The organism is Mesorhizobium sp. Ca11 (assembly GCF_020165275.1).
In the GTDB taxonomy this organism is placed as follows: domain Bacteria; phylum Pseudomonadota; class Alphaproteobacteria; order Rhizobiales; family Rhizobiaceae; genus Mesorhizobium.
Genome location: NZ_JAIUHU010000006.1, coordinates 249634 through 271482, shown reverse-complemented (window position 1 = coordinate 271482; position 21849 = coordinate 249634). Strand labels below are relative to the sequence as shown.

Here is a 21849-nt window from a genome sequence, read left to right as displayed (position 1 = left end):
GATCCGATCGGATGGTCTAGAAAAAGCAGTTCAGAAACGCCGCCGTCACGTCCGAGATGCCGACGATCTTGTTGGTCGCCTGGCGGTAGAATTTGAAATTGAGCTCGGTCTCGGGCCGGCCGTCCTTCCAATCCTTGAAGCGCTTGAGCTCATTGCGGCCCAGATGTCTCGTCGCCAAGGCGGTGCGGCGGACGGCAACGTTGACGCGCGGCGTCTGCCGTTCGAGATCCGGACTCCTGGGGGTGGCCTCGGAGGATGTCACGACGCCGCGCGCCACAAGCCCTCGCCCGCCTTCGTTCTCGCTGGCGAACAGGTAGATGACGTCGCCCTCGGCGATGCGCTTGCCGCCATACATGGTTTTCTGGGCGGCGAACACGAATCTCTCCGCCGCTGGGTCCTGGATCTGGGTCTTGATGGCGTATGCCATGCCCTACGGTTCCCGGCTGAGGCCGATCCGGTAACTCAGCACGCGCCGGCCGGCCGGCTCGATCAGCATGACGCCCGGCTTGTCGGCGAATTCGCCGTCGAAATTGATGGGGCTGGCGATGCCGTGCCAGGGCTCGATGCACAGGAAGGGTGCGCCGCCAGGCTTGGACCAGACGCCCAGCGCGTTCATTCCCTGCCACGACATCCCGATCGCCGGCCCGCGGTCGGCGGCGTAGCGCACGCTCTCGCTCACCGGCTTGTCGAGGATGACGGCGTCGTCGTCGAACAGTCTTTCGGATAGCGGCAGCGTCCTGCCCTCGATGGGCGTCGGCTGCGGCGCCGGCAACAACAGGCCGTCCTTCAGGCGGCGGATCGGCGCCGGCTCGTTTTCGGCGAAGGTCACCCGATAGGCTTCCTTCGGCAGTTCCGGGAGCAGCGGCCAGTTGAACGCCGGATGCGCGCCGATCGAGGCCGGCAGAGGCTCGTCGCCGGTATTGGCGATCTCGAAGGTCACGCCGAGTTGCCGTGGTTTCAGCTCGTAGCTGATGGCGAGACGAAAGGCGAAGGGATAGTGCGTTCGCGTCTCGGCGTCGTCCGTCAGGACCAATGTGCAGGAGGCCGGCCCCTGCTCCGCCCAGGCAAAGCGCCGGTCGCGGGCAAAGCCGTGCTGCGTCATCGGATAGGTTTGGCCGCGATGCCGCAGCTGATCGCCTTTGAGCCGGCCGACGATTGGGAACAGCACGGGCGAATGACGACGCCAGGCGGGGCCTGCCTGCCACAGAAGCTCGGTGCCTTCGCCATCGCGCAGCGAGACCAGTTCGGCCCCCTGCCCGACGATGGTCGCCGAAATGCCGTCAGCGTGAAGCGTCAGCTGGTCCATTGCATCCTCGCGGCTGGCAGGTTTGGCCGGCAGGCTAGCAAAAGGCCGCGCGTGAACTCAAGCGCGGCAGGCAGATCGCCCCTTGGTCGTCAACGCTTGGTGCGCAGTCGACAAAAAAGTGGCCGGAGGTTTCCCTCCGGCCGTGGCGAGGTCAGCAGTGTTGCCTGCTGCGGTCCGGCCTATTCGCGCTCGCCGGTGAAATTCAGCAGCAGCTGGAAGATGTTGATGAAGTTCAGATAGAGCGAGAAGGCGCCGAAGACGGCAAGCTTCTGCTGCGATTCCGCATCGAAATTCTCGGCATATTGCTCCTTGATCGTCTGCGTGTCCCAGGCGGTCAGGCCAATGAACACGGCGATGCCGATCACCGAGATGGCGAACTGCAGCGCGGTCGAGCCGAGGAACAGGTTGACCAGGCTGGCGATCACCACGCCTATCAGGCCCATGATCAGGAAGGACGAGAACTGCGTCAGGTCGCGCCTGGTGGTGTAGCCGTAAAGGCTGGTGGCGCCGAACATCGTGGCGGCGATGAAGAAGGTGCGCGCGATGCTGGTCGACGTGAAGACGAGGAACACCGAGGCGAGCGACAGGCCCATGACCGCGCAGAAGGCCCAGAACATCGCCTGCGCGCTCGCGGCCGACATGGTCTGCATCCTGAACGAGAACAGCATGACGAAGGCGAGCGGCGCCAGCATCACCACCCATTTCAGCGGGCTGGAGAAGATCGGTACATAAAGCGCCGGCGTCGAGGCCACGAAGAAGGCGACGAGGCCGGTAACGACGAGGCCGAGGCCCATATAATTGTAGACGCGCAGCATGTGCTTGCGCAGGCCCTCATCATAGACGGCTCCGGCCTGGACGCCGGTGCCCATTCGGTATCCCAGATTGGGGCTGTTCATTCGGTTTCTCCTTGGTTCTCGGTAGAGGGTTTGTTTTCAGTAGAGAGTTCTGGCGAGTTTCTCGGCGGCACGGTCGAGGCTGCCGGCGTCGCCGCGTCCGACCACCGCATAGGCGACCTCGCCGATCTGGAAATACGCGGTTGAGATGTCGTCGGAGGGCGCGATCGTCGGCTTCACCACATCGAACCTGCCCGGCCTGATGGCGAACAACGAGACAAGACCGAGGTCCTTGGTGTCGACTGCCACCTCGACGCTCGGCCCGAATTGCGAGGGATAGACCTGGACGTCGCGAATCTTCCAGTCGTCGGGCAGCGACGGCATGACGATCGCGGTGGCGGCGCGAATCTCGTCGGGATCGTAGCCCGGGGCCTCTTGCTGCGACGGCATCGTCTCGCGCACCAAGGTCGTCCTGTGCGCCCGGACCGCATCCTCGACATAGGCCGGCGGCTGCGTCGAGGCGACCACCTTGGTCACGGCGATCGGGCCGAAGGCGCCGTTGGCCAGCCAGCCTGCCGCGACCAGCACGGCCGCGGCCGCCGCCCGCTGCAGAACGGCAAGCATGCGTCCCCTGGCAAGGCCTCTTTCCAGCCGGCGCGCCGCTTCTGTCGTGGCCGGACGCGCCCTGCCGACAGGGCCGGCAAGCGCGACGCGCAGCTCGTCGCGCGTCCTCAGATCGGACATCACGCGCGCCGCCACTTCCGGGCGCGCGGCGAGGTGCGCCTCGACCTCGATGCGGCGGGCGACATCCAGTTGATCGTCGACATAGGCGTCGAGATCGGCATCGGTCACGGGGTCGACAATAGCAGTCATTGATCGTCTCCCACGATCCTGAGATGAGGCCTGGCTTTCGGCGCCGCGCCCTCTTCCATCTCGCGCAACGCGGCACGCGCGCGGCCGATGCGCGACATCAGCGTTCCGAGCGGCACGCCGATGACTTCGGCGGCCTCCTGATAGGAAAGCCCTTCGATGGCGACGAGGTGCAGCGCGGAGCGCTGTTCCTCCGGCAGCGAAAGAAACGCTTCCCGGACCTGCGACAGGCGAACCGAATGGTCCTGCGACGCTGGCACGCTCTGGTCGGCAACAAGGCCCGCCTGTTCGATGCGCGCCGCCTCGGAGCGGCGCGAGCGCACGCGGTCGATGAAGATGTTATGCACGATCGCCAAGAGCCAGGCGCGCAGATTGCCGCTTGACCGAAAGGTCGCGCGCCGCTCATAGGCGCGCACCAGAGCGTCATGGACGAGATCCTCGGCCTCAGTGCTGTCGCGCGTCAGCGAGCGCGCATAGCGCCGCAGCGAACCCAACTGCCCGACGATATCGAAGCGTGCCATCGACCGTTTCATGCCCTGTTTACGGAGCATGTAGGGGTTTTAATCCCCTGCCCGGCATTTCTTTTCGTGTCGCCGCCACAGCGGAAACCGCTGGCGCGACAGGATCGATTTGCGTATCACTCCGCCGCCATTGGAGTCCTTTTCGATGTTCGAGACCCTGCAGCCCGCGCCCGCCGACAAGATCCTTGCCTTGATCGGCCTCTATCGCAACGACCCACGGCCCGGCAAAGTCGACCTCGGCGTCGGCGTCTACAAGGATATCGACGGCAAGACGCCGGTGATGCGCGCGGTGCGCGAGGCCGAGAAGCGGCTGCTGGCGAGCCAGGACACCAAAACCTATCTCGGCCTTGCCGGCGACACCGGCTTCAACGCCGCCATGATCAAGCTCGCCTTTGGCGAGAAGGCCGACCATTCGCGCATCCGCACGGCACAGGCGCCGGGCGGATCGGGCGCGCTCAGGCTGGTGGCCGAGCTCGTGCAACGCACGCGCCCCGGCGCGACGGTTTGGCTGTCCGATCCGACCTGGCCGAACCATCTGCCGGTGATGCGCGCCGCTGGTCTGCAAGTTCGCGACTATCCCTATTTCGATGCCGCATCGGGCGCAGTCCGCTTCGACGAGATGCTGGCGGCGCTGAAAGTTGCCAACAGCGGCGACGTCGTGCTGCTGCATGGCTGCTGCCACAACCCGACCGGTGCGAACCTCGATATCGCGCAGTGGGCCAAGGTCGCCGATGTCCTGCTGGATCGCGGCCTCATGCCTTTCGTCGACATCGCCTATCAGGGCTTTGGCGAGGGCCTCGACGCCGATGCCGCCGGCCTGCGGCTGCTGGCCGACAAGGTGCCGGATATGGTTGTCGCCTCGAGCTGCTCGAAGAATTTTGCCGTCTATCGCGACCGCGTGGGCGCGGCGATGATCATGGCCAAGGACGGCGCCCCGGCGGATGTGGCGATGAGCCAGATGCTGGCCGCGGCGCGCGCGCTTTATTCGATGCCGCCGGATCACGGTGCGGCAGCGGTGCGCATGGTGCTCGAAGACGCCGGCCTGAAAAAGGACTGGGAGACGGAGCTTGAGGAGATGCGGCTGCGCATGCTCAGGCTGCGCGTCGCTTTCGCCGAGGCGTTGCGCCGGCAGTCCAACTCCGACCGCTTCGATTTCGTCGCCAGCCATCGCGGCATGTTTTCGAGACTTGGGCTGACCGAGGCGCAGGTCGAACGCCTGCGCGCCGACCATGCCGTCTATATGGTTGGCGACAGTCGCATCAACGTGGCCGGCCTGCCGGAGGACGGCATGGACGATCTCGCCAAGGCGATCGTCTCGGTGCTCGACTGAGGCTGTGGACAACTCGCTTCGGTGTCCGGCCAGGATTGGTCGGACGCTGACCGCGGGATAGGCTCAAATCATGAAGCCCTCCAAGGACATTTCCCGGCTGATCGAGATCATGGCGGCGCTGCGGGCGCCGAAGACCGGCTGCCCTTGGGATGTCGAGCAGAATTTCGCTACCATCGCGCCCTACACGATCGAGGAAGCCTATGAAGTGGCCGATGCGATCGCGCGCGGTGATCTCGACGATCTGCGCGAGGAACTGGGCGATCTGCTGCTGCAGGTCGTCTATCACGCGCAGATGGCTGAGGAGATCGGCGAGTTCGCTTTCGGCGATGTCGTCGAGGCCATCACCACCAAGATGATCCGCCGCCATCCGCACGTCTTCGGCGACGAGAAGGCGCGCAGCGCCGGCATGGCCAAGGGCATGTGGGAGAAGATCAAGGCGGTTGAAAAAACCGAGAAGCGCGATGCCCGCATCGCCCGTGGTCTCGACCCGGAGGATCACGGCAAGGGCTATCTCGACAGCGTGCCGGTAGCGCTCCCTGCCCTGACGCGTGCCCTGAAACTGCAGGAAAAGGCGGCACGCGTCGGCTTCGACTGGAGCGAGGCAGCTCCCATCCTCGACAAGATAGAGGAAGAGATCGGCGAATTGCGCGAGGCGCTCGCCACCGGTGACGCCGTACCTATCAAGGACGAGTTCGGCGACATGCTGTTTGCTATCGTCAATCTCGGCCGCCACCTCAAGCTCGATTCCGAAGCCGCGCTCAGCGGCACCAACGAAAAGTTCCGTTCGCGATTCCACTATGTCGAACAGGCTCTGGAGGCCGCGGGCAAGTCGCTCGAGAAGGCAACGCTCGACGAGATGGAAGCGCTCTGGCAGCAGGCCAAAAGCACCAAATAAACAGCCGGTTAGCTGCCGCTCCTGCGATGCAGGCGGTTCTCTATCTCTTGCCTGGCGCTGTGCGTGGCTGTCAGCGAGAGCGTGACGCTGCCGTCTTCATTGTCGGTGCGCGAAACGACGTCGCCGTTGCGGTAGAGCCAGTCGACCTGGCCAAGCTGGGCAGGGCTCAATGTCACCGTCATCTTTTCCAGCTCGCCCGACACGCGCGTCTCGATGAGCGCTTTCAGCGCGTCGATTCCTTCGCCGGTGACGGCCGATATCGCGATCGGCGGCGCCTTGCCGCTGGCGCTCTCGGCAAGCAGGCGCTCGCGATTGCCTTCGTCAAGCAGGTCGACCTTGTTCCAGACCTCGATCACGCGGTTCGCATCGGCAGCGTCGACGCCGAGATCGCCGAGGATGCGTTCGACGTCCTCGGCCTGGGCGGCGGTGTCCGGATCGGAGATGTCGCGCAGATGCAGCACCAGATCCGCCTCGACGACTTCTTCCAGCGTCGCCCGGAAGGCGGCCACCAGATGCGTCGGCAGGTCGGAAATAAAGCCCACCGTGTCCGACAGGATAACCGGTGTGCCGTGCGGCAGCCGCACGCGCCGCAAGGTGGGGTCGAGCGTCGCGAACAGCATGTCCTCGGCCAGCACCCCTGCCCCGGTCAGCCGGTTGAACAGCGTCGACTTGCCGGCATTGGTGTAGCCGACGATCGCCACGACCGGGAACGGCACCTTCTTGCGCTTGGCGCGGTGCAGGTCGCGCGTGCGCCGAACCGTCTCCAGCTCGTGCTTCAGCTTGGTGATCTTGTCCTGCAGGATGCGCCTGTCGGATTCGATCTGGGTTTCGCCCGGACCGCCGAGGAAGCCGGCGCCGCCGCGCTGCCGCTCGAGGTGGGTCCAGCTTCGCACCAGACGACCCTTCTGGTAGTTAAGATGCGCAAGCTCGACCTGCAGCGTGCCTTCCTTGGTGCGCGCCCGCTCGCCGAAGATCTCGAGAATGAGCCCGGTGCGGTCGAGCACCTTGGCGTTCAGTTCTTTTTCGAGATTGCGTTGCTGCACCGGCGTCAGCGGATGGTCGACGATGACCAGCTCCGCCTTGCGCTCCTTCACGATATCCGCGAACTCGGCCACCTTGCCGCTGCCGAGCAGCGTGGCCGGCCGCGGATCGGCAACCGTCACCACCGCGGTGTGAACCGGGTTGAGGTCGATGGCGCTGGCAAGTCCGACCGCTTCGTCGTGGCGTGCATCCGCCGAACGGCTCAGGCGCGGACGGCTCGACTCATCGTCGCGCGGCTGGCGGGTAAGCACCGGCACAATGACCACTGCGCGGGTCGGATCCTTGGATTCCGGCCCGAGTTGATGTCCTTGTTTTCCGCGAACGCTGCGGTCCGCGTCCTTATCACGTGCCAATCAGGCGCCCTGGCTTTCCTCGCCATCGAACATCTGAACCGGCTGGCTCGGCATGATCGTGGAAATAGCGTGCTTGTAGACGAGCTGGGAGTGCCCGTCGCGCCGCAACAACACACAAAAATTGTCGAACGAAGTGACGACGCCAGTCAGCTTCACACCGTTGATGAGGAAGATGGTAAGTGGATTTTTGCTCTTGCGAACTGAATTCAGGAACAGGTCCTGAAGGTTTTGCGATCGTTCCGCCATTTTTCTTGTCTTTCGCCGATCCCCTTCGGTTTACGGGCCAATGCGCCAAATTACGAGGCACCTGTCAAGCGCGCAAACCCCCTCTTGCCGACACAATGGCAAGCAGAATGAGATAGTTGAGGTTACTTCCAGTTGTGCGGTTATCAGGCTGGACTTTTTTCCGCAACGTGAAAAAAGGCCTGCCGCAACGAAAGTGTCATCGAACCGGGATGGCCATTTGCGATCGGCGCCCCGTCGATTTCGACCACCGGCATGGCGATTGTGGTCGCCGAACTGATGAATGCTTCCCTTGCGGCCTTGGCTTCGGCGACCGAAAAACCGCGTTCCTCGATCTTGAGGCCAAGCTTGGCGGCGACATCGAAAAGCGTCGTGCGGGTGATGCCGCGCAGGATGCCGTGCTCGGCCGGCCGGGTCACGAGGACGCCTTCCCGGGTGACGATCCAGGCGTTGGACGAGCCGCCTTCCTTGACGTTGCCGTCGGTGTCGACGAACCACGCTTCCTGCGCGCCGGCTTCCTTGGCCTTCTGCTTGGCGAGCACATTGGGCAAGAGGCCAGTACTCTTGATGTCGACGCGGTCCCAGCGATTCTCCGGGACGGTGATCACCTTAATGCCGGTCTCCACCCGCTTCGCGCTCGCGGCCGGATCGGCTTTCCTGGCGGTTATGACCAGGGAAGGCCTTGTGCCCGCGGGCGGAAACACGAACTCGCGGCTGGCGACGCCGCGGGTCACCTGCACATAGACAAGGCCGTCGACCACGCCGTTGCGATTGACCACTTCGCGCAACAGCATCGGCAGGACGCTTTCCGAGACCGGCCAGGCGATGGACAGTTCCTTCAGCGAGCGCTTGAGCCTGGCAAGATGGCGCGGCATGTCGACGATATGGCCGCGCGCCACCTCGCAGACCTCATAGACGCCGTCCGCGAATTGGTAGCCGCGATCCTCGATATGGACGCTGGCTTGAGCATGGACGACATAGCGGCCGTTGACATAGGCAATGCGCGGCATGGGCATCCTCAGGAAAATGTCCGGCTTTCTTAGGCGATTCCGCCCCTGCCGTAATGAACAATCGCGTGGGCCAAGGGCTCGCTACACACCCAGCGACTTCAGCTTGCGGTGGAGTGCCGATCGTTCCATGCCGATGAACTCGGCGGTCTTCGAGATATTGCCGCCGAAGCGGTTGATCTGGGCGATCAGATAATCCTTCTCGAATTGCTCGCGGGCCTCGCGCAGCGGCAGCGCCATGATGTGCTGGTCCGACTGGTTGGGCGTACGCGGCATGACGTCGCCGATCTCGGACGGCAGAAGGTCAGCGGTGATCGGCGCATCGGCGTCTTCGCCACGCGCCAGGATCATCAGCCGCTCGACATTGTTGCGCAATTGGCGAACGTTGCCCGGCCAGTTGTGCGCCTGCAGCACGGCCAGCGCATCGTCGCCGATGCGGCGCGGCCTTATGCCGGCCTGGCGCGCGATCTGCTTCATGAAGTTGTCGACGAGGTAGGGAATGTCCTCGCGCCGCTCAGCGAGCCCCGGCACTATGACCGGAACCACCGCCAGGCGATGGTAAAGATCCTCGCGGAAGCGGCCGTCGGCGATCATCGCTTCGAGGTTCTGCGAGGTCGAGGAAATGATGCGGACATCGACCTTGACGCGCTTGGTGCCGCCTACCCGCTCGAATTGCTGCTCGACCAGCACGCGCAGGATCTTGTTTTGCGTTTCGCGCGGCATATCGGCGACTTCGTCGATGTAGAGGATGCCGCGATGCGCCTCCTCCAGCGCGCCGACCTTGCGCTCGGTGCCGTTCGATTCGGTACCGAACAGCTCGATCTCCATGCGCTCGGGCGTGATGGTGGCCGCGCTCAGCGTGACGAACGGACCGGACTTGCGAGACGACAGCGTGTGGATGGCGCGCGCCGTCAGCTCCTTGCCTGAGCCGGAGGGGCCGATGATCATGACGCGGCTGTTGGTCGGCGCGACGCGCTCGATGGTCTGCCGCAGCTGGCTCATCGCCGACGACATGCCGATCAGGTCGAAAGTCTCGCCGCTGCGCTGCTTGAGGTCGGAGACCTCGCGCCGCAGCTTGGACGTTTCCAGGGCGCGCTCGGCGATCAGGATGAGGCGATCGGCCTTGAACGGCTTCTCGATGAAATCATACGCGCCGCGCCGGATGGCCGACACCGCCGTTTCGATGTTGCCGTGGCCGGAGATCATGACCACCGGCATGTTCGGATGCATGGTCTTGATCTCGTCGAGCAGCGCCAGGCCATCGAGGCGCGAGCCCTGCAGCCAGATATCGAGGAAAATCAGCCGCGGCGCGCGATCGGCAATCGCCGCAAGCGCGCTGTCGGCATCATGGGCCGTGCGGGTTTCGTGACCCTCGTCGCTCAATATACCGGCGACAAGTTCGCGGATGTCTTCCTCGTCATCGACGATGAGAATGTCAGACGCCATTACCGACCTTTTCAGTTTCTCGTTCGTGTTCGCTTCGACCTTCACCGCGTGGCGGCGCGGCTACGATCGTGGCCGGGGGCAGGATGATCGAGATCATCGCGCCCCGGCCGCCATGAAAATCCGCTGGCGCGTCGTGCAATTCGAGACGGCCGCCATGGTCCTCCACGATCTTTTTGACGATAGCGAGGCCAAGCCCGGTGCCCTTCTCGCGCGTCGTCATATAGGGCTCGAGAAGCCTTTGACGATTCTCGCGCGGCAGCCCCTTGCCGTTATCGATAACGTCGATTCGTATGGCGCCATCTTGCCGTCCAGCCTGAATCCGGATTGTGCCGCCCGAACGGTCCTGCGCATCAAGTCCGTCGATCGCCTCGGCCGCGTTCTTGATGACGTTGCCGAAGGCCTGAGCCATCAGGCGGCTGTCGAAAGTGCCTTTCAACGGCTCGCTGCCGAAGTCGCGCTGGAAGGCAATGTCCGAGCGGCTGACCTCGACCAGGAAGGACGCCTCGCGCAACGACTCACGAAGGTCGATCGCCTTCATCTCCGGCTTCGGCATGCGGGCGAAGGCCGAGAATTCATCGACCATGCGGCCGATGTCCTCGACCTGGCGGATGATGGTGTCGGTGCACTGGTCGAAGACCTCGCGGTCCTCGGTGATGACCTTGCCGTAGCGGCGCCTGATGCGCTCGGCCGAAAGCTGGATCGGCGTCAGCGGGTTTTTGATCTCATGCGCGATGCGCCGCGCCACATCGGCCCAGGCCGACGAACGCTGCGCCTGGACGAGATCGGTGATGTCGTCGACCGTCACCACATAGGATTTCTCTTCCTCGCCGTCGTCGCCGGATTCGACTGTGACCTGGACATTGAAGGTGCGCTCCAGACCGGTGCGGAAGAAGGTCACCTGCTCGCGATAGACCGGCTTGCCGGACTGCCGCCCGATCTCGAACACGCGACCGACAAGCGGCAGGACTGTCGAAAGGTTCTGGCCGAGCGTCGCATTCGCCGAAATCGTCAGCATGGTCTCGGCCGAGCGATTGACGATGGTGATGATGCCGTAGGGGTCGACGCCGATGACGCCGGCAGTGACGCCGGCAAGCACCGCCTCGGAGAAACGCCGGCGCTCGTCGATCAGATCCTTGGCCGAGAGCAGCTCGTTGCGTTGCGACTTGAGCTCCAGGATCATGTTGTTGAAGGTCTCGCCGAGCGAGGCGACGTCGCCATCGGACTGGCGCACTGGAACGGCAACGTCGAGATTGCCGGTCGCCACCTCGTCGGCGGCGCCGATCAGCTGGCGGATCGGCCGCACGATCCGGTCGGCGACCGCGATGCCGGTCCAGATCGCCGAAAGTGTGATGATCAGCGTGAGCGACAGATAAGGCAACGCGAAGGCGACCTGCGAGGTCCGGCGATTGTCCTGCAGATTACGGTATTCGTCGGTGTTGCCCCTGACGATCTGGCGCGCCTTGATCACGTCGGGATCAACCAGCCGGATCGTGTAGAGGTAAAGCCCTTCGATCTCGCGCAGCTTGATAATGGCGCCCATGATGTTGCGGGTGCGCGGTTCTATCAGCACCGGCTTGCCCTCGGCCGCGGTGTCGACAGCGCCCGGGGGCGGCTCGGGCATGGGGAAGTCGGCGTCGGTCTTGGCGTTCATGACGAACGAGCCGTCCGGCTTGATAAGGGCCGCATGCGCCAGGCCGCGCCCGACGGCCTCCTTGTTCAACAGATCGAGGAAACCGCCCTTGTCGAGACCGTAAAGCGTGCGCGAGGCATCGAGATCGTATGCCATCGACAATGTCGTGCCCTGCAGGTTACGCGCGTTCTCCTGCACATAGGCGTCGGCGATCGACAGCGACGAGTTGACGATCGTCTTGGTGCGGATTTCGAACCAGCGGTCGAGGCCGATGTCGAGCGTGATCGAGGCGATGATCGCCACCATGATGGCCGGAATGGCGGCAACCAGTGCGAACATGGCGACGATGCGCACATGCAGCCGCGAGGCAGCCCTGCCGTGGCGCCGTGCCAGAACGATGCGACGCACCTCGCGGGCGATCAAGGCGATGAGGAACAGCACAAAGACGGCATTGGCCGCAATCAGGGCCCAGGTCGCGTCAGCGGTCGGCGCGATCGGCGTTGCGCCGACCAGGATCGCAAACGATATGGCCGCCGTGATCACCGCGCCGGCAATGGCGACCACGCCGGGCAACGCCAGCAACCGTCGCCCGTCACGCGTGCCGGTCTGGTTGAAAAGCGGTTGGGTCAGGGTCGGAGCCTCAGCTGCCATGTCGCGGTACAGAGTCGGTCATCGCGTCGGATGTATGCAACGCATTGTGGCGATTATGCAACAAGTGTGGCCGGGAAGATAATCTTTCCCAGACAAAATTCACCGACGGGACGAGGTGACGTTACGGCTGCCTGGCTGATTTGTAGACGTTGACGCCGAGCTCGCGGATCTTCTTGCGCAGCGTGTTGCGGTTGAGCCCCAAAAGCTCCGCCGCCTTGATCTGGTTGCCGCGCGTCGCCGTCATCGAAGCCAGCACCAGCGGATACTCGACCTCGGCAAGAATGCGCTGGTAGAGCCCGGCCGGCGGCAATTCGCCGGCGAAGGAGGCGAAGTAGCGCTGCAGGAAATGCTCGACCGCCTGGCCGATCGACAGATCGTCAGGGATGAGCGCGCCGCCGTCCGGCACTACCGGCCTTTCGCCGGTTTTCAGCTCCGATTCTATGATTTCCGATGAAATCTCGTCCTGCGAGTAGAGGGCGGCCAGTCGGCGCACCAGGTTTTCAAGCTCGCGCACATTGCCGGGCCAGGGATAGCGTTTCATAAGCTCGATGCCGCCGGAGGATATGCGCTTGGTCTGCAGGCCCTCGCTGGCGCCCTGCTTGAAGAAATGCCGCACCAGGTCGGGAATGTCCTCGGAACGCTCGCGCAGCGCCGGCAGCCTGAGCGGCACGACGTTGAGACGATAGAACAGGTCCTCGCGGAACAGGCCCTGGTTGATGAGCGTGCGCAGGTCCTTGTTTGTGGCCGCGACGATACGGACGTCGGTCTTGATCGGCGTGCGGCCGCCGACAGTGGTGTATTCGCCCTGCTGCAGCACGCGCAGCAGCCGGGTCTGCGCTTCCATCGGCATGTCGCCGATCTCGTCGAGGAACAGCGTGCCGCCCTCGGCCTGTTCGAACCGGCCGCTGGAGCGGTTCTGTGCCCCGGTGAAGGCGCCCTTCTCGTGGCCGAACAATTCCGATTCGATCAGGTCGCGCGGGATCGCCGCCATGTTGATGGCCACGAACGGGCCGCCGCGACGGCGGCCATATTCGTGCAGCGCGCGCGCCACCAGCTCCTTGCCGGTGCCGGACTCGCCGCTGATCATGACCGTGAGGTCGGTCTGCATCATGCGCGCCAGCATGCGGTAGATGTCCTGCATGGCGGCGGATCGGCCGACCAGCGGCATCGTCTCCGGCTGGTCTTCTGCGCGGCCATCGAGCTTCGGCCGCTTCGGCTCGGCCAGCGCCCGGCTGACGATGTTGAGCAGCTCCGTCAGGTCGAACGGCTTCGGCAGATATTCGTAGGCGCCGGTCTCGGAGGCGCGGATGGCGGTCATGAACGTGTTCTGGGCGCTCATGACGATGACCGGCAGCTCGGGCCGCGCCTTCTTGATGCGCGGCAGCATGTCGAAGGCGTTTTCGTCGGGCATCACCACGTCGGTGATGACGAGATCGCCCTCGCCCGCCGCAACCCAACGCCACAGCGTCGAGGCATTGGAGGTCACGCGCACCTCGTGGCCGACGCGTGACAGCGCCTGGTTGAGCACGGTGCGGATGGCCGCATCGTCATCGGCGACGAGAATATTGCCGCGAGCGGTCATGTGCGGTCTCCTTCAGCTTCATCGCCGGCGCTTGGTGCGGCCTCCTTCCAGGCTGGAAGCAGGATGCGAAACGTCGTCCCGCGCGGCGTCGAATCGCATTCGATGATGCCGCCATGCTCGCCGACGATCTTGGCGACCAGCGCAAGGCCAAGTCCGGAGCCGTTCGGCTTGGTGGTGATGAACGGATCGAACAGGATCGGCAGGATGTCCTCGGAAACGCCTGGACCGTTGTCATGCACGCAGAATTCCAGCGGCAACGACACCCGGTCCTGCGTTCCGGGTACCGAGACGCGGATACCTGGGCGGAAGGCCGTCGACAGCGCGATCTCGCCTTGCGGGTCGGCGCCGATCGCCTCGGCGGCGTTCTTGACCAGGTTGAGGAAGACCTGGATCAGTTGATCGCGGTTGGCGAAGACCGGAGGCAATGATGGATCATATTCCTCCAAGATCTTGATCCGTCTTGCAAAACCGTTCTTGGCAATCGCCTTCACATGGTCGAGCACGACATGGATGTTGACCGGATAGCGTTCGATCGGCCGCTCATCGGAGAACACTTCCATGCGGTCGACCAGCGAGACGATGCGGTCGGTCTCGTCGGTGATCAGGCGGGTCAGCGCGCGGTCTTCATCGGAGGCGGAAAGCTCGAGCAACTGGGCGGCGCCGCGAATGCCGGAGAGCGGGTTCTTAATCTCATGCGCCAGCATCGCGGCAAGACCGGTGACGGAGCGCGCCGCACCGCGATGCGTCATCTGGCGGTCGATCTTGTCGGCCATCGAGCGTTCCTGGAACATGACGACGACCGAGCCCGGAAATTCCGGCACCGGCGCGACGTAGAGATCGACCATCTTTTCGATGCCGAGGCGCGGCGACGAGACGTCGACGCGGTATTCGTTGACCGGCGCGCGGCGTTCGCGCACTTGGTCGACCAGCGTCAGCAACGGGCTGCCGAAGGGCACCAGCTTGGAGAGCGTGTTGCGCGCGAGCATATTCGCGCTGGAGCGGAAGAAGTCCTCGGCATCGGCGTTGGCGAATGTGATGAAGCCGTCGGGATCGACCATGATCACCGGGCGGCGGATGGTGTTGAGCACGATATTGGCGGCATCCGCCATATCGGCCTGCTGTGGCACGTCCGCCTTCATGCCGCGCTCCGCAGGCTGTCCGGGTGCGCGCCATCGGCGAAGACACGGCACAATTCGGCCACGACTTCACCCGGCTTGAAGGACGTGAGAATGGCTTTGCGCTGCTCGGCTGAGACATCGGCAGCGTGACGGTCGAGATACCAGCCGAGATGCTTGCGCGCCTGACGCAGCCCGCTTTCTATGCCGTAGAGCGAGAGCATGTCCTCGTAATGCAAGGTGACGTATTCGGCGAGCGCCTGCGGCGCGTGCGGAATGCCGGGCGCAGATACACCACCGGCAATTGAGGCGATGCTTCCTGCAATCCACGGCGCGCCGTAATGCGCGCGACCGATCATCACCGCGTCGGCGCCGGACTGTTCGAGGATTGTCGCCGCCTCTTCCGGCGAGCCGACATCGCCATTGGCCACGACCGGGATCGAGACGGCTTGCTTGACGCGGGCGATGGCGCGCCAGTCGGCCTTGCCCTGATAGAACTGGCAGCGCGTGCGGCCATGCACGGTCACCATGCTGACGCCGGCCTGTTCGGCGCGGCGCGCCAGCATCGGCGCGTTGAGCGCGCTTTCGTCCCAGCCGAGCCGCATTTTGACGGTCACCGGCACCGAAACGGCGCCGACCACCGCCTCGATTAGCGACAGCGCATGGTCGAGGTCGCGCATCAGCGCCGAGCCGGCATAGCCGCCGGTCACCTTCTTCGCCGGGCAGCCCATATTGATGTCGATGATATCGGCGCCCTCGCCCGTCGCGATTCGCGCGCCCTCAGCCATGTGCGCGGCCTCGCGGCCGGCAAGCTGCACCATATGCACCGGCAGACCGGAATGACGGATGCGAAGGTCGCAGCCTGCCCTGCCCTTGGCCAGTTCGCCGCTCGCCACCATTTCCGAAACGACCAATCCCGCGCCATGCGCGTGCGCGCGCTGCCGGAACGGCTCGTCGGTGATGCCCGACATCGGCGCCAGGAAAACCCGATTACGGATTTTCACGCCGCCGACATCAAGAGGCGATGCCAATTTGGTCAGTTCAGCCATGCACAAAAACCAAGCATGTTCGATCGTTGCACATTCTCTAGCCAGAAGTGTGGCATTGTGCAACGCGCAATGACGTCACATTAAGGCGCATTTTGGAAAAAGCTGGCCTTCGGCCATCACCCCGACTAGGACCGATCGGAATGAGCGAGGCAAGTGAAAAGCAAGCGACAGGCCTGAACGGCGGGATCGGGGTGGTGATCGTTGCCGCCGGCCGTGGCGCGCGCGCCGGACAGGCGGACGGTCCGAAGCAATATCAGCGCATCGGCGGCCGTGCCGTTATCGCGCATACGCTGGATATCTTCCTCTCCCATCCGATGATCGGTCCCGTGGTCGTGGCCATCCATGCCGACGATGCCGAACTCTTCCAACGCGCGGCCGAAGCGCATGGCGACCGTCTTGTCGCCGTGATCGGCGGCCCTTCGCGCCAGGCGTCCGTCCGGCTCGGCCTCCTGGCGCTGAGGGACCAGGCACCGGCAAAAGTGCTGGTGCATGACGCCGTGCGACCCTTCGTCGACGCCGGGCTGATCGACCGCACCATCGAAGCCATCGGCGAGCGCCAGGGCGCGTTGCCGGCGCTGCCTGTCGCCGACACGCTGAAGCGGGAATCGGCCGCCGGCATGATCGACGAGACGGTGTCGAGAGCCGGCCTTCATGCCGCGCAGACGCCGCAGGGCTTTCCGTTCTGGCCGCTGCTCGCGGCGCATGAGAAGGCGCATCATCTGGGCAAGACGGAATTCACCGACGACGCGGCGATCGCCGAATGGGCACAGATACCGGTCAAGATCGTTCCCGGATCGCCGGACAATGTCAAACTCACCTGGGCAAGGGACATCGCATTGGCCGACCAGCGGCTTTCGAGCGCGCAGCAGCGCTTCCCGGATATTCGCACCGGCAACGGCTATGACGTGCACGCGTTCGAGCCCGGCGACCATGTAACGCTCTGCGGCGTCTCCATTCCCTATGATCGCAAACTCTCCGGGCATTCGGACGCCGATGTCGGGCTGCATGCGCTGACCGATGCGTTGCTCGCCACCTGCGGCGCCGGCGATATCGGCACGCATTTCCCACCGTCCGATCCGCAATGGAAGGGTGCTGCCTCGAAGATATTCGTCGAGCACGCGGCGAAGCTGGTGCGCGAGCGCGGCGGCCGTATCGCCAATGCCGACATCACGCTGATCTGCGAGGCGCCGCGCGTCGGGCCGCATCGCGCGGCGATGACGCAAGCGCTCGCAGCCATGCTCGGCATCGCGCCCGAGCGCATTTCGATCAAGGCGACAACCAACGAGAAGCTCGGCTTCGTCGGGCGCGGCGAAGGTATCGCCGCGATCGCCACCGCCAGTGTCGTCTATCCGGGCGAGGTGCCGGCATGAGCAACGCCGAACTCGCAAATGCGCTGCTCCAGGCCTGCCAGCAGCGCGGTGTTATGCTGGCGACGGCCGAAAGCTGCACCGGCGGCCTGATCATCGCGGCGCTCACCGATATCGCCGGGTCTTCCGCCGTGGTCGATCGCGGCTTTGTCACTTATTCCAACGAAGCCAAGATGGAGATGCTCGGCGTCTCCGCCGCCACGCTCGACGCACATGGCGCGGTCTCGCGCGAGACGGTGCTGGAGATGGCGGCGGGGGCGCTGACGCACTCGCTAGCGAGCCTGTCGCTCGCCGTCACCGGCATTGCCGGCCCCAGCGGCGGCTCGGCCGACAAGCCGGTCGGCCTTGTCTGGTTCGGGATAGCGCTTGCCGGACAACCGGTAATCGCTGAGCGGCAGTTGTTCGGCCACAAGGGCCGCGAATTCATCCGGCACGAGACGGTGCGGCATGCGCTGCAACTCGGCTTGCGCGCGCTCGGCGAACGTTAGGCGGGCTTTGGACCGTAAATCACGTTTGCCCGTTTCTCGAAGGCTTCCGAGAACATGCGGAAGGCACGGTCGAACATCGTGCCCATCACGGCGCCGAGTATGCGGCTCTTGAATTCGTAGTCGATGAAGAAATGCACCTCGCAGCCGCTGGCCGCGGGGTCGAAGCGCCAGATGTTGCTGAGATATTTGAACGGGCCGTCTATGTATTTGACGTCGATCGCTTTCTCGTCGGGCTTTAGCAGCACCTGGGTCGTGAAAGTCTCGCGGATCGCCTTGTAGCCGATGCTCATGTCGGCAACCAGGATAGTGCGGCCGTCACGCTCCTTGCGCGAGCGTACGGTGAGCGATTCGCAGAGCGGCAGGAATTGCGGGTAGGCCTCGATGTCCGCCACCAGCGCGAACATCTCGTCGGGCGTATGCGCGACGCGGCGTGTCGCCTCGAATTTCGGCATTGAAGGTCAGCTGGCCTTCGCGAGCTGCGCCTCGCGCGCCGCGCGCAGCCTGGCGAAATCCTCGCCGGCATGGTGCGAGGAGCGGGTCAGCGGGCTCGACGCCATGAGGAGAAAACCCTTCGTCTTGCCGATCGTCTCATAGGACTTGAACTCGTCCGGCGGGATAAAGCGGATCACCGGATGGTGCTTCTTGGAAGGCTGCAGATACTGGCCGATGGTCATGAAGTCGACATTGGCCGAACGCAGATCGTCCATCAACTGCAGCACCTCGTTCCGCTCCTCGCCGAGGCCGACCATGATGCCGGATTTGGTGAAGATCGACGGGTCGAGTTCCTTGACCCGTTGCAAAAGCCGGATCGAATGGAAATAACGCGCGCCGGGGCGAACCGTCAGGTAGTTCGACGGCACGGTTTCGAGATTGTGGTTGAAGACATCGGGCTTGGCCGCAACGACGATCTCCAGCGCGCCGTCCTTGCGCAGGAAGTCGGGCGTCAGGATCTCGATCGTCGTCGAAGGCGTTGCCTTGCGGATGGCGCGGATGACATCGGCGAAGTGCTGCGCGCCGCCGTCGGCAAGATCGTCGCGGTCGACGGAGGTGATGACGACGTGGCTCAATCCCATCTGCTTGACGGCATGCGCCACGCGCGCCGGCTCATCCGGATCGAGCGCGGTCGGAATGCCGGTCGCGACATTGCAGAAGGCGCAGGCGCGCGTGCAGATCTCGCCCATGATCATGAAGGTGGCGTGCTTCTTATCCCAGCATTCGCCGATATTGGGGCAGCCGGCCTCCTCGCACACCGTCACCAGCTGGTGCGACTTCACGATCTCGCGCGTTTCGGCATAGCCCTTGGAAACCGGCGCCTTGACGCGGATCCAGTCGGGCTTGCGCAGCACCTCCTGGTCGGGCCGGTGCGCCTTCTCGGGATGCCGCGGGCGCGGCCGGTTGGCGATCGTGTCTACGACTGTGACCATCTCAAACCCTTTGCGGCCGCGATTTCGCCAGCCGCCTGTCTTGCGTCATCTAGGACTTTTCGGGACAAAGAAAAAGGCCGCGGCAGCGCGTGCCGCCACGGCCATTTTCGCATAACGGTGGCTTTGGGTCAGCGACGCACGAGCCGTCCGACGAAGATCAGCAGGCAGGCGCCGATGAAGCCGGTGATCAGATAGGCGACCCAGCCGACGCCGAACGACTGGATGTTGAGAGCCTGCAGGATCGCGTTCAGCACTATGGCACCGACGATCCCCATGATGATGTTCATGAAGATACCGGTGTTGCTCTTCATGACCATCTCGGCCAGCCAACCCGCCAAGCCGCCGACGATGATGGCTGCGATCCAGCCGACGCCATTCATATGCATGTGCCAATTCCTCCTCGATCAGGTGAAAATGCATCCGGATACGAACCGCCTTGCCGTCAGCTTTCTCCGGCTGCCGCGTGTGAGTCTCACCCGACCACGTTAGCACGGATTGGCCATCGATCACCGATTGGTGACTTATCACCGATTGGTGACCCATCAGGCGTTCAAGACGCGGCCATAGGCGTCGAGCACGCTCTCCTTCATCATCTCCGACAGTGTCGGATGCGGGAAGATCGTGTGCATCAGCTCTTCCTCGGTGGTCTCCAGGTTCATCGCCACGACAAAACCCTGGATGAGCTCGGTCACCTCGGCGCCGACCATGTGCGCGCCGAGCAGCTGGCCGGTCTTCTTGTCAAAAATGGTCTTGACGAAGCCCTGATCCTCGCCGAGCGCGATGGCCTTGCCGTTGGCGCTGAACGGGAAGCGGCCGACGCGGATGTCCTTGCCGTCCGCCTTGGCCTTCGCTTCGGTCAGGCCGACGGACGCGACCTGCGGGCTGCAATAGGTGCAGCCGGGGATCTTCAGCTTGTCGATGGGGTGCACGCCCGGGAAATTGGCTATCTTCTCGACGCAGACAACGCCTTCATGCTCGGCCTTGTGGGCGAGCATGGGCGGGCCAGCGACGTCGCCGATCGCGTAGATGCCGGGCACATTGGTCTTGCCGTAGCCGTCGACGACCACGCAGCCGCGATCCGTCTTCACGCCAAGCGCTTCAAGGCCGAGATTCTCGATGTTGCCCTGCACGCCGACGGCCGAGATCATGCGATCGGTGGTGATCTTCTCGACCTTGCCGTCCTTCATCTCGACATGCGCGGTGACCGAATTGGCGCCCTTTTCAACCTTGGTCACCTTGGCCTCGAGGAGTATCTTCATGCCCTGCTTCTCGAACTGTTTCTGCGCGAATTTCGAGACTTCGGCGTCCTCGACCGGTATCACCGCCGGCAGCAGCTCGACCACCGTCACGTCGGCGCCCATGGTGCGGTAGAAGGAGGCGAATTCGATGCCGATGGCGCCCGAGCCCATCACCAGCAGCGATTTCGGCATTTCCTTTGGCACCATGGCCTCGAAATAGGTCCAGATCAGCTTGCCGTCCGGCTCGATGCCGGGCAGCGCGCGCGGCCTGGCGCCCGTCGCCAGGATGATGTGCTTGGCCGTGTAGGTGCCCTCGCCCTTGACGCCTTTCGGCACCGGCGGCTGCGGCTCCATCGCCTTCTTCGCCGTCTTCGAAACGACGACCTCGCCCGGTTTGTCACCGGCTGGGGCTTTGGAAAGCTTCGCCTCGCCCCAGATGACGTCGACCTTGTTCTTTTTCATCAGGAAGCCGACGCCGGTGTTCAGCCTGAGCGAGACTTTTCGCGAGCGGTCGACCACGGCAGCGGTGTCGGGGACGATTTTACCGCCTTCAAGCTTCAGCCCGTAATCCTTCAGATGATCCGAATAATGCATGATCTCGGCCGAGCGCAGCAGCGCCTTGGTCGGAATGCAGCCCCAATTCAGGCAGATGCCGCCAAGATGCTCGCGCTCGACGATCGCCGTCTTGAAGCCGAGCTGGGCGGAACGCACCGCCGTGACATAGCCGCCGGGGCCTGAGCCGATGATGATGACGTCGTAGGATTCAGCCACGGGTTTTCTCCCTGATCTTTCTGAGGGTTAGAGCGAGAGCATGACGCGCACGAGCGGCGCCAGAGCCTTGCCGATGTTTCGCGTGTTCTCGGCATCGAGATGGACGCCGTCGAGCGGCGTGGTGGTTGCGACCGTGCCGGCGTCGAAGAAGCCGCAGCCGGCCTCGTCGGCCAGCGCCGAATATTGGGCCGCAAGTCGCTTGGAGGCGTCGTCACCGCCGGCGAACATTTCTTTGAATTCGGCATTGTCGGTGCGTGTCACGACAGGCGGCGCGACAACGAGGATCTGCGGCGCCGGCCAGTCGAACGGATAGTCATGGCCGCGCACGATATCGATCAGCCGCTGCACGCCTTGCTTGGCTGCGACCGGATTGCCGTGAATCCAAGGCTTCATGTCGTTGGAGCCGAGCATGACGATAACGAGATCGAGCGGCGCATGGCTGGTCAGGATCGTCGGCAGAATGCGGGCGCCATTGCGATCGGCGCCGGCCAGATGGTCGTCGAAGGCGGTGGTGCGGCCGTTGAGGCCTTCGGCGATGACTTCGACATCGTTGCCGAGTTCAGCCCCAAGCACGCTCGGCCAGCGGTCCTCTAGCGCATGGCGACCGAGATTGGCGGCGTCATAGCCCCAGGTCAGCGAGTCGCCATAACAGAGAATTGTCTTCATGCGATTGCCCCACCCTTGCCGAA

General features: G+C 64.0%; 22 protein-coding genes. 4 read left to right on the top strand and 18 right to left on the bottom strand.

Translation table 11 applies throughout. The features are described 5' to 3' along the window. Window positions 1-16: 16 nt before the first annotated feature. From LB538_RS13580 to LB538_RS13560, 5 genes are all read right to left on the bottom strand, one after another. Window positions 17-427 carry a hypothetical protein gene (locus LB538_RS13580; protein ID WP_224530187.1) on the bottom strand — a complete coding sequence of 137 codons (411 nt, stop codon included), beginning with the start codon at window positions 425-427 and terminating at the stop codon, window positions 17-19. A 3-nt stretch (window positions 428-430) separates the two neighbouring features. Next, window positions 431-1306, bottom strand: coding sequence for an aldose 1-epimerase family protein (locus LB538_RS13575; protein WP_224530183.1), 876 nt, complete (start codon window positions 1304-1306; stop codon window positions 431-433). A 179-nt stretch (window positions 1307-1485) separates the two neighbouring features. Continuing rightward, on the bottom strand, window positions 1486-2202 hold the full coding sequence (locus LB538_RS13570) for a Bax inhibitor-1/YccA family protein (RefSeq protein WP_095765448.1): 717 nt from the start codon (window positions 2200-2202) through the stop codon (window positions 1486-1488). A gap of 36 nt (window positions 2203-2238) precedes the next feature. Further along, entirely contained in the window at window positions 2239-3012 is a 774-nt protein-coding gene (locus LB538_RS13565) for an anti-sigma factor family protein (protein ID WP_095765449.1), read from the bottom strand. Continuing rightward, the gene (locus LB538_RS13560) at window positions 3009-3542 is read right to left on the bottom strand and encodes a sigma-70 family RNA polymerase sigma factor (RefSeq protein WP_411909014.1); all 534 of its coding nucleotides are present in this window, start codon (window positions 3540-3542) and stop codon (window positions 3009-3011) included. Before LB538_RS13560 ends, LB538_RS13565 begins: the two co-directional genes overlap by 4 nt. A 133-nt stretch (window positions 3543-3675) precedes the next feature. On the opposite strand from LB538_RS13560, the gene LB538_RS13555 reads away from it, so the two are divergent. Both LB538_RS13555 and mazG read left to right on the top strand, forming a co-directional pair. Next, entirely contained in the window at window positions 3676-4860 is a 1185-nt protein-coding gene (locus tag LB538_RS13555; RefSeq protein ID WP_224530179.1) for an aromatic amino acid transaminase, read from the top strand. A gap of 70 nt (window positions 4861-4930) precedes the next feature. Then, a complete protein-coding gene (gene mazG, locus LB538_RS13550; protein WP_224530177.1) occupies window positions 4931-5755 on the top strand; it encodes a nucleoside triphosphate pyrophosphohydrolase in 825 nt (274 codons plus the stop codon). Between the two features lie 8 nt (window positions 5756-5763). On the opposite strand, the gene hflX is transcribed toward mazG, so the two are convergent. The 8 genes from hflX to dusB all read right to left on the bottom strand — a co-directional run bounded on the left by hflX (window position 5764) and on the right by dusB (window position 15872). Then, window positions 5764-7149 (bottom strand): GTPase HflX, encoded by a 1386-nt coding sequence (hflX, locus tag LB538_RS13545; protein WP_224530175.1) that lies wholly within the window; start codon window positions 7147-7149, stop codon window positions 5764-5766. Beyond that, on the bottom strand, window positions 7150-7395 hold the full coding sequence (gene hfq, locus LB538_RS13540; protein ID WP_006202172.1) for an RNA chaperone Hfq: 246 nt from the start codon (window positions 7393-7395) through the stop codon (window positions 7150-7152). A gap of 143 nt (window positions 7396-7538) precedes the next feature. After that, on the bottom strand, window positions 7539-8402 hold the full coding sequence (locus tag LB538_RS13535; protein WP_224530173.1) for a D-amino-acid transaminase: 864 nt from the start codon (window positions 8400-8402) through the stop codon (window positions 7539-7541). A gap of 81 nt (window positions 8403-8483) precedes the next feature. Continuing rightward, on the bottom strand, window positions 8484-9845 hold the full coding sequence (locus LB538_RS13530; protein ID WP_095765455.1) for a sigma-54-dependent transcriptional regulator: 1362 nt from the start codon (window positions 9843-9845) through the stop codon (window positions 8484-8486). Further along, window positions 9835-12126: a sensor histidine kinase NtrY-like gene (locus LB538_RS13525; protein ID WP_224530171.1), complete on the bottom strand. Its 2292-nt coding sequence runs from the start codon at window positions 12124-12126 to the stop codon at window positions 9835-9837. Before LB538_RS13525 ends, LB538_RS13530 begins: the two co-directional genes overlap by 11 nt. 121 nt (window positions 12127-12247) lie before the next feature. Then, window positions 12248-13708, bottom strand: coding sequence for a nitrogen regulation protein NR(I) (gene ntrC, locus LB538_RS13520; protein ID WP_095765457.1), 1461 nt, complete (start codon window positions 13706-13708; stop codon window positions 12248-12250). Beyond that, a complete protein-coding gene (locus LB538_RS13515) occupies window positions 13705-14847 on the bottom strand; it encodes a two-component system sensor histidine kinase NtrB (protein WP_140843396.1) in 1143 nt (380 codons plus the stop codon). The genes ntrC and LB538_RS13515 overlap by 4 nt, the downstream gene beginning before the upstream one ends. Then, the gene (dusB, locus tag LB538_RS13510; protein WP_224530165.1) at window positions 14844-15872 is read right to left on the bottom strand and encodes a tRNA dihydrouridine synthase DusB; all 1029 of its coding nucleotides are present in this window, start codon (window positions 15870-15872) and stop codon (window positions 14844-14846) included. The genes LB538_RS13515 and dusB overlap by 4 nt, the downstream gene beginning before the upstream one ends. Before the next feature lie 140 nt (window positions 15873-16012). Between dusB and LB538_RS13505 the strand changes: the two genes are divergently transcribed. Both LB538_RS13505 and LB538_RS13500 read left to right on the top strand, forming a co-directional pair. After that, the gene (locus LB538_RS13505) at window positions 16013-17242 is read left to right on the top strand and encodes a bifunctional 2-C-methyl-D-erythritol 4-phosphate cytidylyltransferase/2-C-methyl-D-erythritol 2,4-cyclodiphosphate synthase (protein ID WP_224530157.1); all 1230 of its coding nucleotides are present in this window, start codon (window positions 16013-16015) and stop codon (window positions 17240-17242) included. Further along, complete coding sequence (locus LB538_RS13500) at window positions 17239-17727, top strand: CinA family protein (protein WP_224530155.1); 489 nt, start codon at window positions 17239-17241, stop codon at window positions 17725-17727. The genes LB538_RS13505 and LB538_RS13500 overlap by 4 nt, the downstream gene beginning before the upstream one ends. Here LB538_RS13500 and LB538_RS13495 read toward each other — a convergent pair. From LB538_RS13495 to LB538_RS13475, 5 genes are all read right to left on the bottom strand, one after another. Beyond that, window positions 17724-18179 carry a type II toxin-antitoxin system RatA family toxin gene (locus LB538_RS13495; protein ID WP_224530153.1) on the bottom strand — a complete coding sequence of 152 codons (456 nt, stop codon included), beginning with the start codon at window positions 18177-18179 and terminating at the stop codon, window positions 17724-17726. The two genes, LB538_RS13500 and LB538_RS13495, sit on opposite strands and share 4 nt — an antisense overlap. 6 nt (window positions 18180-18185) lie before the next feature. Then, window positions 18186-19151, bottom strand: a complete 966-nt coding sequence (gene lipA / locus LB538_RS13490) for a lipoyl synthase (RefSeq protein ID WP_224530151.1) — start codon at window positions 19149-19151, stop codon at window positions 18186-18188. A gap of 128 nt (window positions 19152-19279) precedes the next feature. Continuing rightward, window positions 19280-19537 (bottom strand): GlsB/YeaQ/YmgE family stress response membrane protein, encoded by a 258-nt coding sequence (locus LB538_RS13485; protein ID WP_095765464.1) that lies wholly within the window; start codon window positions 19535-19537, stop codon window positions 19280-19282. A 156-nt stretch (window positions 19538-19693) separates the two neighbouring features. After that, on the bottom strand, window positions 19694-21160 hold the full coding sequence (gene lpdA / locus LB538_RS13480; protein WP_224530148.1) for a dihydrolipoyl dehydrogenase: 1467 nt from the start codon (window positions 21158-21160) through the stop codon (window positions 19694-19696). Between the two features lie 27 nt (window positions 21161-21187). Next, entirely contained in the window at window positions 21188-21826 is a 639-nt protein-coding gene (locus tag LB538_RS13475; protein WP_224530145.1) for an SGNH/GDSL hydrolase family protein, read from the bottom strand. Between the last annotated feature and the right edge of the window lie 23 nt (window positions 21827-21849).